The sequence below is a fragment of the Arthrobacter sp. A2-55 genome (assembly GCF_025548615.1).
Classification (GTDB): domain Bacteria; phylum Actinomycetota; class Actinomycetes; order Actinomycetales; family Micrococcaceae; genus Specibacter; species Specibacter silviterrae.
Window position 1 is genome coordinate 1 of the sequence record NZ_JAJLOZ010000099.1, and the last position, 13378, is coordinate 13378.

The 13378-nt window shown below is 66.9% G+C and carries 14 protein-coding genes; 12 read left to right on the forward strand and 2 right to left on the reverse strand.

The features are described from left to right. From LPN03_RS19275 to LPN03_RS19300, 6 genes are all read left to right on the forward strand, one after another. Window positions 1-1354, forward strand: a 1354-nt coding sequence (locus LPN03_RS19275) for a hemolysin family protein (RefSeq protein WP_262455548.1), incomplete at its 5' end; no start/stop codon positions are given. After that, window positions 1351-2409 carry a hemolysin family protein gene (locus tag LPN03_RS19280; protein ID WP_165180884.1) on the forward strand — a complete coding sequence of 353 codons (1059 nt, stop codon included), beginning with the start codon at window positions 1351-1353 and terminating at the stop codon, window positions 2407-2409. The genes LPN03_RS19275 and LPN03_RS19280, both read left to right, overlap by 4 nt. An 82-nt stretch (window positions 2410-2491) precedes the next feature. Continuing rightward, window positions 2492-3424 (forward strand): metal ABC transporter solute-binding protein, Zn/Mn family, encoded by a 933-nt coding sequence (locus LPN03_RS19285; protein ID WP_262455549.1) that lies wholly within the window; start codon window positions 2492-2494, stop codon window positions 3422-3424. Continuing rightward, window positions 3421-4281, forward strand: coding sequence for a metal ABC transporter ATP-binding protein (locus LPN03_RS19290; protein ID WP_165180882.1), 861 nt, complete (start codon window positions 3421-3423; stop codon window positions 4279-4281). Before LPN03_RS19285 ends, LPN03_RS19290 begins: the two co-directional genes overlap by 4 nt. Continuing rightward, entirely contained in the window at window positions 4278-5162 is an 885-nt protein-coding gene (locus LPN03_RS19295) for a metal ABC transporter permease (protein WP_165180881.1), read from the forward strand. Before LPN03_RS19290 ends, LPN03_RS19295 begins: the two co-directional genes overlap by 4 nt. A gap of 79 nt (window positions 5163-5241) precedes the next feature. Continuing rightward, window positions 5242-6672: a lipase maturation factor family protein gene (locus LPN03_RS19300; protein ID WP_262455550.1), complete on the forward strand. Its 1431-nt coding sequence runs from the start codon at window positions 5242-5244 to the stop codon at window positions 6670-6672. Window positions 6673-6685: 13 nt separating this feature from the next. Here the strand turns inward: LPN03_RS19300 and LPN03_RS19305 are convergent, their stop codons facing one another. Beyond that, window positions 6686-7093 carry a Fur family transcriptional regulator gene (locus LPN03_RS19305; RefSeq protein ID WP_262455551.1) on the reverse strand — a complete coding sequence of 136 codons (408 nt, stop codon included), beginning with the start codon at window positions 7091-7093 and terminating at the stop codon, window positions 6686-6688. Between the two features lie 73 nt (window positions 7094-7166). Here LPN03_RS19305 and LPN03_RS19310 point away from each other — a divergent pair, with 73 nt between their 5' ends. Beyond that, window positions 7167-7823 (forward strand): MBL fold metallo-hydrolase, encoded by a 657-nt coding sequence (locus LPN03_RS19310; protein ID WP_262455552.1) that lies wholly within the window; start codon window positions 7167-7169, stop codon window positions 7821-7823. Between the two features lie 19 nt (window positions 7824-7842). Here LPN03_RS19310 and LPN03_RS19315 read toward each other — a convergent pair whose 3' ends face one another. Beyond that, a complete protein-coding gene (locus LPN03_RS19315) occupies window positions 7843-8922 on the reverse strand; it encodes a PLP-dependent cysteine synthase family protein (RefSeq protein ID WP_262455553.1) in 1080 nt (359 codons plus the stop codon). A 63-nt stretch (window positions 8923-8985) separates the two neighbouring features. Here LPN03_RS19315 and LPN03_RS19320 point away from each other — a divergent pair, with 63 nt between their 5' ends. From LPN03_RS19320 to LPN03_RS19340, 5 genes are all read left to right on the forward strand, one after another. After that, window positions 8986-9837: a sulfurtransferase gene (locus LPN03_RS19320; protein ID WP_165180876.1), complete on the forward strand. Its 852-nt coding sequence runs from the start codon at window positions 8986-8988 to the stop codon at window positions 9835-9837. After that, entirely contained in the window at window positions 9834-10883 is a 1050-nt protein-coding gene (locus LPN03_RS19325; RefSeq protein ID WP_262455554.1) for an NAD(P)-dependent alcohol dehydrogenase, read from the forward strand. The genes LPN03_RS19320 and LPN03_RS19325 overlap by 4 nt, the downstream gene beginning before the upstream one ends. A gap of 9 nt (window positions 10884-10892) precedes the next feature. Then, complete coding sequence (locus tag LPN03_RS19330) at window positions 10893-11321, forward strand: HIT family protein (RefSeq protein ID WP_165180874.1); 429 nt, start codon at window positions 10893-10895, stop codon at window positions 11319-11321. 141 nt (window positions 11322-11462) lie between these two features. Continuing rightward, a complete protein-coding gene (locus tag LPN03_RS19335) occupies window positions 11463-12110 on the forward strand; it encodes a uridine kinase (protein WP_262455555.1) in 648 nt (215 codons plus the stop codon). 93 nt (window positions 12111-12203) lie between these two features. Next, window positions 12204-13241: a matrixin family metalloprotease gene (locus LPN03_RS19340; protein WP_262455556.1), complete on the forward strand. Its 1038-nt coding sequence runs from the start codon at window positions 12204-12206 to the stop codon at window positions 13239-13241. Window positions 13242-13378: the final 137 nt, after the last annotated feature.

Sequence of the window (13378 nt, forward strand, 5' to 3'; positions counted from 1 at the left end):
GTTCTTTGTGGCCGTGGAATTTTCCCTCGTGGCCCTGGATCAGGCGTCGGTGCAACGCGCCGTGGACGACGGCGACAAAGCTGCTGAACCGCTGTTGCACTGCCTCAAGTCCCTGTCCACGCAGCTGTCCAGTTGCCAGCTGGGCATTACGCTGACCACCCTCCTGACCGGCTTCCTGATGGAACCGTCCCTGGGTGCACTGCTCGCCGGTCCTTTGGACGCCCTGGGCGTGCCCCCCGCTGCGGCTGCCACGGCGGCCCTCATCACCGCCATGGCGGTGGCCACCCTGCTCTCCATGCTCATTGGGGAACTGGTGCCCAAGAACATGGCCATCGCCAAGGCGTTCGAGGTTGGCAAGGCCGTGGCCCGCCCGCAGCTTGTCTTCACCGCCATCTTCAAGCCTGCCATCCTGGTCCTCAACGGCGTTGCGAACAAGGTCCTGAACCTGTTCGGCATGGAAGCGAAGGAAGAAATCTCCGGGGCGCGCTCGCCCGCCGAACTCGCATCCCTGGTGCGCCGTTCCGCCGCCATGGGCACCCTTGATGAGGGCACGGCGCGGTTTGTGGCGCGCACGCTGAGCTTCGGCGAACGCACCGCGGCCGACGTCATGACGCCGCGCATGCGCGTGGAAACCATCGAGTCCGAACAATCCGTGGCGGACATCATCGACGCCGCCCGGCGCACCGGGTACTCGCGCTTTCCCGTGATCGGCGATTCGCCTGACAACATCCTGGGCGTGGTCCACCTGAAAAAGGCCGTCTCCATTCCCTTTCGGAAGCGCGCCGCCATTGAGGCCGGCGCCATCATGACTGACGTGCTGCGCGTCCCCGAAACAGTGCACCTGGACGCTCTGATCCTCGAACTCCGCGAGGGGAACCTGCAGATGGCCGTGGTCCAGGACGAATACGGCGGTACGGCAGGTGTGGCCACGCTGGAAGACCTCGTGGAGGAAATTGTGGGTGAGGTTTCCGACGAGCACGACCGCACCAAGCCCGGCATCCTGCAGGCCGCCAGCGGCGACTGGTATTTCCCGGGCCTCATGCGCCCCGACGAGGTCACCGAACGCATCGGCCCGCTCAACGTCCCCGACGAGGCCGCCTACGAAACCGTGGGTGGGTTCATGATGGCCGAGCTGGGCCGGATCGCCCGCCTCGGCGACACGGTCCCGGTGGAAGGCGGCACCCTGGTGGTTGACCGGCTGGAGCGGCGCCGCATAGACCGCATCCGCTTTGTCCCGGCACCGGACCCCGCAACCGGGGAACCCGGCAGCCCCGGACGTTCCGGGCACGACGGCGGCAAGCACGACGGCGGCAAGCAAGACGGCGGCAAGCTCGACGGCGGAGGCCGGAAATGAACCCGTGGGCAGGAATTGCCTGGCTGGTGGTGCTGTTGCTCGGCAATGCGTTCTTTGTGGCCGCCGAGTTCGCCATCATGTCCGCCCGGCGCAGCCAGATCGAACCGCTGGCGGACGCGGGTTCCAAGCGCGCCAAAGTCACCTTGGGGGCGATGGAAAACGTCTCCCTCATGCTGGCTTGTTCGCAGCTGGGCATCACAGTGTGCTCGCTGTTGATCCTCAACGTTGCCGAACCTTCCATCCACCACCTGCTGTCCACGCCGCTGCACGCCCTGGGCGTTGCAGAGAGCATTGCCGCGCCCGCGGCGTTTGTGGTGGCGCTGCTGCTGGTGACGTTCCTGCACGTGACGTTTGGGGAGATGGTGCCCAAGAACATGAGCGTCTCCGCCGCCGACAAGGCGGCCCTGCTGCTGGCCCCGCCGCTCGTCTTCATCGGCAAGCTGGTGAGGCCCGTGATCGTGGCACTGAACTGGAGCGCCAACCACATTGTCCGGCTGTTCCGGATCGTGCCGCAGGATGAGGTGTCGTCCTCCTTCACCCTGGAGGAAGTGCAGTCCATCGTGGCCGAATCCACGCGCAGCGGGCTGGTGGATGACCTGACCGGGCTCATCAACGGGGCGCTGGAGTTTTCCACCCAGCGTGCCGGCGGCATCATGGTGCCGCTGGAGCAGGTGGTGACGCTGCCGGCGTCGGCCACGCCGGTGCAGTTTGAGCACAAGGTCGGCAAGACGGGGTTCTCCCGCTTTGTCCTGACCGACGACGGCGGCACGCTGTTGGGCTACCTTCACCTGAAGGACGTGTTGCCCATCCCGGCGGAGCGCTATGAGCTGCCCATCGGGGAGGCCCGCGTGCGCTCCATGGTGAACCTGTCCGTGGATGAGGAAATTGAGGATGCGCTGGCCATCATGCAGCGCACCGGATCGCACGTGGCCCGCGTGATTTCCGCCGACGGCCAAACCGTGGGCGTGCTGTTCCTGGAGGATGTGATTGAGCAGCTGGTGGGCGAAATCCGCGACGCAACCCAGACGCAGATCCACGAACGCAAAAAGGCTTGATGCGAACGGTTCCCAATATGCGTTATGCTGGGTGCAGACTTATTGGTAACAATTCTCATTAGCATCCTTCGGAGGACACCGCATGCAGCTGCGCCGCACCACACTGACCCTCGCATTGGCCGTGGCGGCGTCGCTGCTGCTGGGGGCCTGCGGCGGCGGTTCCAGCGCGGCCACGGGCAAGCAGGCAGGCGGCGGAACGATCGCCGTGGTGGCCTCAACCAATGTGTATGGCAGCATTGCCGAGGCTGTGGGCGCGGACCGGGTGTCCGTCCATTCCATCATTGCCAGGGCCGACGCCGACCCCCACTCCTATGAGGCCACGGCCCAGGACAAGCTGGCCGTCTCCAAGGCCGCCGTCGGCATTGAAAACGGCGGCGGCTACGACGATTTCTTCGGCCAGCTGGCCAAGGGGATCCTCGATCCCGCAAAGGTCATCAACGTCAGCCGGCTCTCCGGCCTGGACACTGGTCCGGACTTCAACGAGCACCTGTGGTACTCGCTGCCCACCATGTCCAAGCTGGCTGACCAGCTGGCCGTGCGTTTCTCCGCGCTGGACGCTGCCCACGCGGGCGAGTTTGCCGCCAACGCCAAGGCCTTCAAGGACACGCTGGCCGGCATTGAGGCAACCCTGGCCGGAGTCAAGGCGGCCCACCACGGAGCCGCGGCAGCCATCACCGAACCCGTGCCGCTGTACCTGCTGAAGGAGGCGGGCCTGGCCAATGCCACCCCTGCAGCGTTCAGCACGGCCATCGAAAACGGCTCCGACGTCCCCACCACCGTGCTCCGGGATACAGTAAACCTCATGACAAACGGAACCGTGGCCCTGCTGGCCTACAACCAGCAAACCGAGGGCCCGCAAACCGTGGAGGTCAAAAAGGCCGCCGAACAGGCGGGGGTGCCCGTGGTGGACTTCACCGAGACCCTGCCGCAGGGCAAGGACTACCTCCAGTGGATGGCCGCGAACGCAGCCCACATCCAGCAGGCCCTGGCCACCTCCAAAGCCACCGCGAAGTGAGCGCAACGTCCACGCCGCCCGGCGTCGCAGTTGCCAGCGCACCCGCCGTCAGCCTGCGCGGCGCCAGCCTGGCGTACGGGCCGCGCACCCTGTGGGACGGACTGGACCTGGACATTGCGCCGGGTGAATTCCTGGCCGTGCTCGGTGCCAACGGCAGCGGCAAGACAAGTTTCCTGAAGGTCCTGCTGGGGCTGGTGCCGCTAGGCGCCGGCACCCTGGCGATCGACGGCGAACCAGCCCGCCGCGGCAGCCGCGCCATAGGCTACGTGCCCCAGCAAAAGCACTTCCCGCCGGACACGCCCCTGAGGGCGCGGGACCTGGTCGGCTTGGGCGTGGATGGCCACAAGTGGGGCATCCGGCTGCGCGGGCGCGCATACCGCAAGCGGGTTGACGCGCTGCTTGCCGAGGTGGGGGCCGCGTCCTACGCGAAGATTCCGGTGGGCATGCTCTCCGGCGGCGAGCAGCAGCGGCTGCGCATTGCCCAGGCCCTGGCGCCGAACCCCAAGGTGCTGCTCTGCGACGAACCTTTGCTCTCACTGGACCTGCACCACCAAAGGGCCGTGAGCGCCCTGGTGGGGCGGCAGGCAAAACGCAACGGGACCGCCGTCGTATTTGTCACGCATGAAATCAACCCGATCCTGGAACACGTTGACCGGGTGCTGTACCTGGCCGGCGGGCGATTCACCATCGGCACCCCCGGGGAGGTCATGACCACGGAAGTGCTGTCGCGGCTCTATGGCACACACGTTGAGGTGCTGCACAGCCACGGGCGGATTGCCGTGGTGGGCATGCCGGACAGAGTGCTGGACGGCCACCCCGAGGAACTTCCCGGCGCGGAATTGCAGGGGCAGCCATGAACTGGTCGGACTTTTCCCACGCCGTTTTCAACTTCACCGACTATGCCCAGCTGCTGCCGCTGTTCCGCGATTCCCTGCTGGCCGGGGCCATCCTAGGCCTGGTCGGCGGCCTGATCGGCACCTTTGTCATGATGCGCGACCTGGCCTTCGCCGTCCACGGCATAGCCGAACTGTCCTTTGCCGGGGCGGCCTTTGCCCTGCTGGTCGGCGCGGACGTCATTTTCGGTTCACTGGCCGGCTCCGTGCTGGCCGCGCTTTTGCTCGGCGTCATGGGGGTGCGGGCCCGGGAGAAGAATTCGGTGATCGGCGTCATCATGCCGTTTGGGCTGGGCCTGGGCATCTTGTTCCTGTCCCTCTACCAGGGACGCGCGGCGAACAAGTTTGGCCTGCTGACAGGGCAGATCGTGTCCGTTGACTCCACGCAGCTCTCCGCCCTGGCGGCCACTGCGGCGGTGGTCATCGCCGGGCTGGTGCTCATTTGGCGGCCCCTGACCTTTGCCAGCGCCGACCCGGACATTGCCGCGGCCCGGGGCATCCCGGTGCGCACCCTGTCCTTGGCCTTCATGTTCCTGCTCGGGATTTCCGTGGCCCTGTCCATCCAGGTCGTGGGGGCCCTGCTGGTGCTGGCACTGCTTATCACCCCCGCGGCGGCGGCCCTCCAGGTGACGGCGGCCCCGCGCAAGGTGGTGCTGCTCAGCGTGGCCTTCGCCATCATCTCCACAGTGGGCGGCATCATGCTGGCCCTGGGCGGGAGCATCCCGATCTCCCCGTACGTCACAACGCTTTCCTTCCTGATCTACGTGCTGTGCCGCGGCGTGGGTGCCGTGCGGCGCCGCCGCGGCTGGACAGTGCGGACACCCTTGGAAGCTGCGCACGCCTAGGCCGCAGCCGTGCGCCACTTCTAAAGTGGCGCACGATTGGCCCCTGACGGTGCGCAGCTCCAAGGGCTAGCGTTGGTGCATGGACTGGTTGGGCGGCTGGCTTGGCGGCTGGTTTGGCACGGCGGACTTCGGGCTGGCGCGCTTTGTGCTCCAGCGCGGCATAGCGGCCATTTTCCTGCTCGCCTTTGTCTCCAGCGCCCTGCAGTTTCCGGCACTGCTGGGCGAACACGGCCTGCTGCCCGTGCCGCGATACCTGGACCGCGTGGCGCGCCCGCCCGGGCCTACACTCTTCCGCTGGCGGTACTCGGACACGCTGCTGCGTACCGTGGCCTGGACCGGCGCGGCCCTGGGCCTGTCCGTGGTGGCGGGCCTGCCGCAGCGCGGGCCAGCCTGGGTGCCAATGGCCGTGTTCCTGGCGATGTGGCTGCTGTACATGTCGATCGTCAACGTGGGGCAGGTCTTCTATGGCTTTGGCTGGGAGATCCTGCTCCTGGAGGCCGGCTTCCTGGCCGCCTGCCTGGGCTCAAACCAAACCACGACGCCGGCCGTCACCCTCTGGCTGTTCCGCTGGCTGGTGTTCCGGCTGGAGTTTGGCGCCGGACTCATCAAGATGCGCGGCGACCCGGCCTGGCGGGACCTCACGGCGCTGTACTACCACCATGAAACCCAGCCCATGCCCAACCCCCTCAGCTGGTTCTTCCACCACCTGCCACGGCCGCTGCACAAGGTGGAGGTGCTGGGCAACCACCTCGCACAGCTGGTGGTGCCGTTCTTCCTGTTTGCCCCGGCTCCCGTGTCCACCGTGGCTGCCGCGGCCATCATCCTCACGCAGTGCTGGTTGGTGCTGTCAGGAAACTTTGCGTGGCTGAACGCCGCCACCATCGTGCTGGCATTCTCCGCCGTGGCAACTCCCGCGGTGCCTGCCGTGGCACCGGGCGGGCCGGGGATGCCCACCTGGTTTGCCGCCGTCGTGCTGGCGGTGGGGGCGCTCATGCTGGTGCTCAGCTGGTGGCCGCTGCGCAACTTGTTTTCCCGGCACCAGGTGATGAACGGCAGCTTCAACCGGTGGCGGCTGGCCAACGCCTACGGGGCGTTCGGCTCCATCACGCGGGACCGCCTGGAGGTGGTGGTGGAGGGCACCTTGGGCGATCCCCGCGGCGGTGGCTGGATGGAATACGGCTTCCGCGGCAAGCCGGGGGAGCCCGGACGGATGCCGCGGCAATGGGCGCCCTACCAGCTGCGCCTGGACTGGCAGATGTGGTTCCTGGCGCTGGGGTCGCCCGGCCTGAATTGGTTTGTGCCGTTCCTGAACAAGCTGCTCGACGCCGACCCGGCCACCTTGGGCCTGCTGCGCCACGACCCGTTCGCCGGGGAACGGCCCGCCTGGGTCAGGGCGCGCGTGTTCAGCTACCGGTACACCACGTGGGCCGAGTGGCGCGGGAGCGGTGATTGGTGGGTGCGTGAGCCGCTGGGCCAGCTGGTGCCGCCCGTCAGCCGCGGCAGCCATTAACGGCTGCGCGCGCTCAGGCCGCCGCGCACTCGGGGCACAGGCCGTAAATCTCCACCGTGTGCTGGACCTGTGTGAAGCCGTTTTCGCGGGCGATCCGCGCAGCCCAGCTCTCGACCGCCGGCGCCTCAATCTCCACCGTTTTGCCACAGTTGCGGCACAGCAGGTGGTGGTGGTGGCTGGTGGCCGAGCAGCGCCGGTACACGGCCTCGCCCTCGCCGTTGCGCAGGGTGTCCACCAGGCCGTCGTCGGCCATGGAAGCCAGGATCCGGTACGTGGTGGCCAGGGACACGCGCACGTCCTGTTCGTGGAGCAGGCGGTGGAGCTCCTGGGTGCTGACAAAGTCCTCCAGGCCGTCAAGGGCCGCACTGATGGCCAGCCGCTGCTTGGTGACGCGCTGTTCCCTGACCGGCACTTCAGACATGCTTTTGACCCGCTTTCCGACTCCAAATCCAATTAACCAGCCTAACGCACCGGCACGGTATTAGGCTGGCAGCATGTTGCTGACCAAATACACGCACGCCTGCATCCGCCTCGAAAAGGAAGGACGGGTGCTGGTGATCGATCCCGGCACGTTCTCCGAAACAGACCGGGCCCTGGCGGGTGCCGATGCCATCCTGATCACCCACGAGCACGCCGACCACATTGACCAGGCCGCGGTCCTGGGCGCCCTGGCAGCCAGCCCGGCGCTGGCCATCCACGCGCCGGCCGGGGTGGCCCGCACCCTGCGCGAGGCTGCGCCGCAGTCGGCCGGGCAGGTGCACGACGCCTCTGCCGGGGAAACCTTTGCGGTGGCGGGTTTCAACGTGCTTGGCGTGGGAGGCCAGCACGCCGTCATCCACCCGTCCATCCCCGTGGTGGCAAATGTCGGCTTCGTGGTGGATGGGGCTGTCTACCACCCGGGCGATTCGCTGATCGTGCCGGCGGGCGTCCAGGTGGACACGCTGCTGGTTCCCGTGCACGCACCGTGGTCCAAGGTGGCCGAAGTGGTGGACTTTGTGGTGTCCGTACGGGCCCGCAGAGCATTCCAAATCCACGACGCACTGCTGAACCAGGCGGGCCTGTCCTTCACGGAGTCCCACATTGGGCGGATCGGGGCCGAGCACGGCACCGAATTCCGCCACCTGGCACCCGGGGAATCGGTGGAACTATAGCGCCGTTCCCTGGCGATTCCTAGCCTGCCCACACACCCGTCTCGAAGAAAGAGCGGATGGTGGCCGCGTGTGGCTCCGGGTCCAGGCCCTTGCCGGCCAGCCACGCGGGGTTGTTATAGCTGCCCGCGTACCGCTCGCCGCCGTCGCACATCAACGTGACTACGCTGCCCTGCTCGCCGCGGGCCACCATGCCGGCCACCAGCTGCCACACGCCCCACAGGTTGGTGCCTGTGGAGGGGCCCGCGGCCATGCCGGACAGTTCGGTGAAGTGCGCCATGGCCGCCACGGACGCGGCGTCGGGGATCTGGAGCATGTGGTCGATCACGCCCGGCACGAAGCTGGGCTCCACGCGGGGCCGGCCAATTCCCTCGATCCGGGAGGAGTTCCCGGTCACCACGGACGCGTCGCCGGAATTCCACGCCGGATAGAACGCGGAGCCTTCCGGATCCACCACTGCCAGCTGCGTGGAGTGGCCGTGGTAGCGGATATACCGGCCGATCGTGGCGGACGTGCCTCCCGTGCCGGCGCCCACCACCACCCAGGCCGGTTCGGGGAAGCGTTCGTGCGAGAGCTGGGTGAAGATGGACTCGGCAATGTTGTTGTTGCCCCGCCAGTCCGTGGCCCTCTCGGCGTAGGTGAACTGGTCCATGTAGTGCCCGCCGGTTTCGGCAGCGATGGCCGCCGCGGCCGAATACACCTGGTCCGCCTGCTCCACCAAGTGGCAGCGGCCCCCGAAGCTCTCGATCAAGGCAACTTTTTCCGGGCTGGTGCCGCGTGTCATGACGGCAACAAAGTCCAGGCCCAGCAGCTGCGCAAAGTACGCCTCCGAGACGGCCGTGCTGCCCGAGCTGGCCTCCACCACCGTAGTGCCCTCGTGGATCCAGCCGTTGACCAGTGCAAACAGGAACAAGGACCGGGCCAGGCGGTGCTTCAGGCTCCCCGTGCGGTGGCAGGATTCGTCCTTGACATACAGGTCCACGCCCCACTGCTCCGGCAGCTCGATCTTGTAGAGGTGCGTATCTGCGGAGCGGTTGTTTTCCGCCTGAACCATGCCGATGGCACGATGGGTCCAGGCCTGGGCTGAGTGGGAGGAAGTCATGAAGCCAGCGTAGCGCGCTACATTTGAGGCACGCCAAAACAAGCAACCCCGAGGGAGCCCCGCATGACCGTGTTAATGAGTGTTTCCGAACTCCGGGAGCGCCTCGCCGCCGGCGCGCGGACCGTGCTGCTGGACGTGCGCTGGGCCCTGGGCGATCCGCACGGCCGTGAGCATTACCTTGCCGGCCACCTCCCGGGCGCTGTCTTCGTCAACATGGAAACCGAGCTGGCCGGCCACGGGGAACCGCGCGACGGCCGCCACCCGCTGCCCGCCGAGGCAGACTTTGCCGCGGCCGTCCGCCGCTGGGGCATCAATGCCGGGGACACGGTGGTGGCGTACGACGACGCCGGGGCTGCCGCCGCTGCCCGCGCCTGGTGGCTGTTGGGTTACGCGGGCTTTGACAACGCCTACCTGCTCGACGGCGGACTGGCAGCCTGGCGTGCAGCGGAGCTGCCGCTCGCCCAAGGTGAGGAACGCGCGGAGCCGGGGAACGGCGTCGTGCATTATGGGCACAAGGCCGCCGTGGACATTGACGGGGCCGCAGCCTGGCCGGGGCACGGGATCCTGCTGGATGCCCGGGCGGGGGAGCGGTACCGCGGGGAGGCCGAGCCCGTTGACCCGCGGGCCGGGCACATTCCGGGCGCCGTGAGTGCACCCACCACAGGGAATCTTGCCGCGGACGCCACGTTTCTGCCGGCCGCGGAGTTGCGGGCGCGGTTTGCGGCCCTGGGCGTGGCCGACGGCGCCGAGGTGGCCGTCTACTGCGGTTCCGGCGTCACGGCGGCCCACGAGGTGGCGGCGCTGGAGATTGCCGGATTCACGGCTGCGCTGTTCCCGGGGTCATGGTCGGCGTGGTCCAACCGTCCGGAGCGCCCCGTCGAGACGGGCGCGGCGGGCGATAGGGTTGAACCATGACGCAAGCAAAAGCATACGCAGCCGTGTCCGCGACGTCCGGCCTGGCCCCCACCACCATCGAACGCCGCGACCCCGGGGCGCACGACGTGGAGATCGCCATTGACTTCTGCGGGCTGTGCCACTCCGACGTCCACACCATCCGGGCCGAATGGGGAGGGACCACGTACCCGCTGGTTCCGGGGCATGAAATTGTGGGCAAAATCAGCCGCATCGGTGCCGACGTGACCGGGTTTTCCGTGGGAGACACCGTGGGCGTGGGCTGCATGGTGGACTCCTGCCGCGAATGTGATTCCTGCCTGGAAGGCTTTGAGCAGTATTGCGAAAACGGGAACACCGGCACGTACGGGGTGGTGGACCGGCGCAACGGGGGCGGCATCACGCAGGGAGGCTACTCCTCCTCGATAGTGGTGGATGAGAACTACGTGCTGAACGTGCCGGCGGGGCTGGACCCGGCCGGCGTCGCGCCCCTGCTGTGCGCGGGGATCACCACCTACTCGCCACTGCGGTACCTCGACGTGCAGGAGGGCGATTCAGTGGGTGTGGTGGGGCTTGGCGGGCTGGGGCACATGGGCGTGAAAATTGCCAAGGCCCTGGGCGCCACAGTCACCGTTTTCACCACGTCGCCGGCCAAGGCTGACGCTGCCGTTGCGCTGGGGGCCGACCACGTGGTGGTCTCCTCCGATCCGGCCCAGATGCACGCCGCGAAGCACACGCTCAATGCCATTTTGGACACCGTGGCGGCCGTGCACGACATCAACCCGTACCTGGGCACGCTGGCCCGGGACGGCGCCCTGATCCAGCTGGGCCTGCCGCCTGCCGACATGCCGCCGGTGCGGCCCGGGCTGCTGATCCGCAAGCGGCTGGCCTACGGCGGATCGCTGATCGGCGGCATTGCCGAGACCCAGGAAATGCTGGACTTCTGCGCAGAGCACGGCATTGTCTCCGACATTGAAATGGTCACCGCGGACGGGCTGGACCACGCCTATGACCGCATGGTGGCCGGCGACGTCAAATACCGTTTTGTGCTGGACAATTCGACCCTCTAGGAGCCTTTCGTGAGCACGCTGTTTACCAAGATCATCAATGGCGAGATTCCCGGCCGCTTCATCTGGAAGGACGAATCCTGTGTGTCCTTTTTGACCATTGGGCCCCTGACGGACGGGCATGCCCTGGTGGTGCCGCGGCTGGAGGTGGACAAGTGGACGGACGCCGCTCCGGAGCTGGTGGCGAAGCTGATGGCCGTTTCCCAGACCATCGGGCAGGCGCAGCTTTCGGCGTTTGGGGCGCCCCGGGCCGGGCTGATTGTTGCCGGCTTTGAGGTGGAACACCTGCACGTCCACGTGTTCCCGGCCTACGGACTGGAGAATTTTGACTTCAAGGCCGTGGACAACAACCCGGACCCTGCGGCAATGGACGCCAGCGCCGAAAAGATCCGCGTGGCCCTGCGTGCGGCCGGCCACGGCGAGTTCGTCCCCGAATCCTAGGCCCCTTTTCCCGACGCTCGGTTGCAATCGGGGGATTTTTCTTGGACGCTCGGTTGCAACCGGGGGAGTTTTCTTGGACGCTCGGTTGCCAGTGGCAAGATTGGGCTGCAGGTGCGGCGATCGTTGATGGAAGGGGCTGTAGTGGGGACGGTCCTGGCATTGCTGTTGCGGCACTTGGCAGCGGAAACGCCCATCAAGCCGGAAGGTTTCACCTTGGTTGCCGTCGACGGTGTTGACGGGAGCGGAAAGTCTACTTTTGCGGCGGCGTATGCGGAAGCCCTGTCAGCGCTCGGACACCCTGTGGTGCTTATCCACGCGGACGACTTTCTCAATTTGCGCGCTGTGCGCCACTGCCGGGGCAGGGACTCCCCTGTTGGCTTCTGGCTGGACAGTTATGACTATTCGGCCCTGGAGCGGGACGTCCTGATTCCTTTTGGTCCAGGGGGCGACGGCGGCTACCGGGCCGCGGCCACGGACCACCGGCGCAACGCCGCCGTGGATTCGCCCCTGGTGCAGGCCCGCCCCGGTTCCGTTTGCATTGTTGAAGGCATGTTCCTGCACCGCCGCGAGTTGGCGTGGCGGTGGGCCTATTCGGTGTTCCTGGACGTGCCGTTCACAGAAACAGCCCGGCGAATGGCCGTCCGGGACGGCACCCCGCGGGACCCCGGCCACCCGGGGATGCGGCGCTACATCGAAGGGCAGCGGCTTTATTTTGCCGACTCCAAACCTTGGCTCCGTGCCACGCGGGTGGTGGACAACACTGACCCGCTGGCGCCAATTGTGGGCTAGCATTCTGCCAATGCACTTCGTGGCAGGGGGGGACCGCACCGTGGAAACTTATTGGCTGGCAGCCAGGGAAAACCTCCATGTCCGGAGGTCCCCTTGACGGCGGACCAGCCCGAACCCCGCAGGGACCTGCGCCGGTCCGCCTCCGGCCGGGTGCCCCAATGGGTCCTCGACGAAGAGGCTTCCGGTCTCGCCGCCCGGGCAGGATTCGACAAAGCCGCAGGCCCTCGACCGGGGCCGCGGCGAAAGAAGCGTGAGCCCCGCCGTTCACGAGGCAGGGCGCCACGCCTGCTGCGCACCATTTGTTTAGTTCTGGCGGTAGCGCTTATTGTCACCTATTACGCGTTCCCGGGCCTGCTCCGCGACGCCACAACGGCCATTGCCGGGGAACAGTTCTCCGCTCCGCAATCCGGCGTCGGGCCTGCGTCCACCTGGCGTGCAGGGTACCCGCCGCGCGGCGTTGAGGCGCAGAAGCAGCCGCTTGGGCATCCCGCCGAGATGTCGCCGTCGAGCAGTTCCTATGTCTATATCGATGGGGATTCCAAAAGCCGCTTCGTTGCCTACGACCCCTGCCGGCCCATCCACTTTGTGACCCGACCCGACCACGCGCCTTCAGGCGCACGCCAACTCATCACGCAGGCAGTGGCCGCAGCGTCTAAGGCAAGCGGGCTAACGTTCATTGACGACGGCGACACTACGGAGGGCTACTCCAAGGACAGGAACGCGTACCAGCCGGACCGTTACGGAAAGCGCTGGGCGCCCGTGCTGATCGTTTGGGAAACGACTGACGAGCAGCCGCAATTTGCCCCAAGTGCAGTTCCCGGGGCCAAGAACATTGCCGGACTTGGCGGCAGCCAGGCAATAGTCGGCGACTCGGGGAGCCGGGTCTTCGTCACTGGGGATGTCCAGCTCAACGCAACCGCCCTGGGCGAATTGATGACGAGACTAAATGGTCCCGCGTTGGTGACGGCCGTCGTCAAACACGAACTGGGCCACGTCCTTGGGCTGGGACATGTAGGGGACCCCACACAGCTGATGTACGAAACTGCGCAGCCAGGAGTCGCAAGCTACGCGGCCGGTGACCTTGCCGGCCTCGCGACGCTGGGGCAAGGGAAGTGCTTCCCCAATCACTAGGACTGCATTTCTGGAGGGAGCGTTGGTGAAAACACCCCTTTTTGATGAGGGAGCGTCGGTGAAAACACCCCCGATTGCAACCGAGCGTCGGGAAGACGGGGAGACGGGGAGGCGCCGGGGCGGCGTCCGGGGGGCGT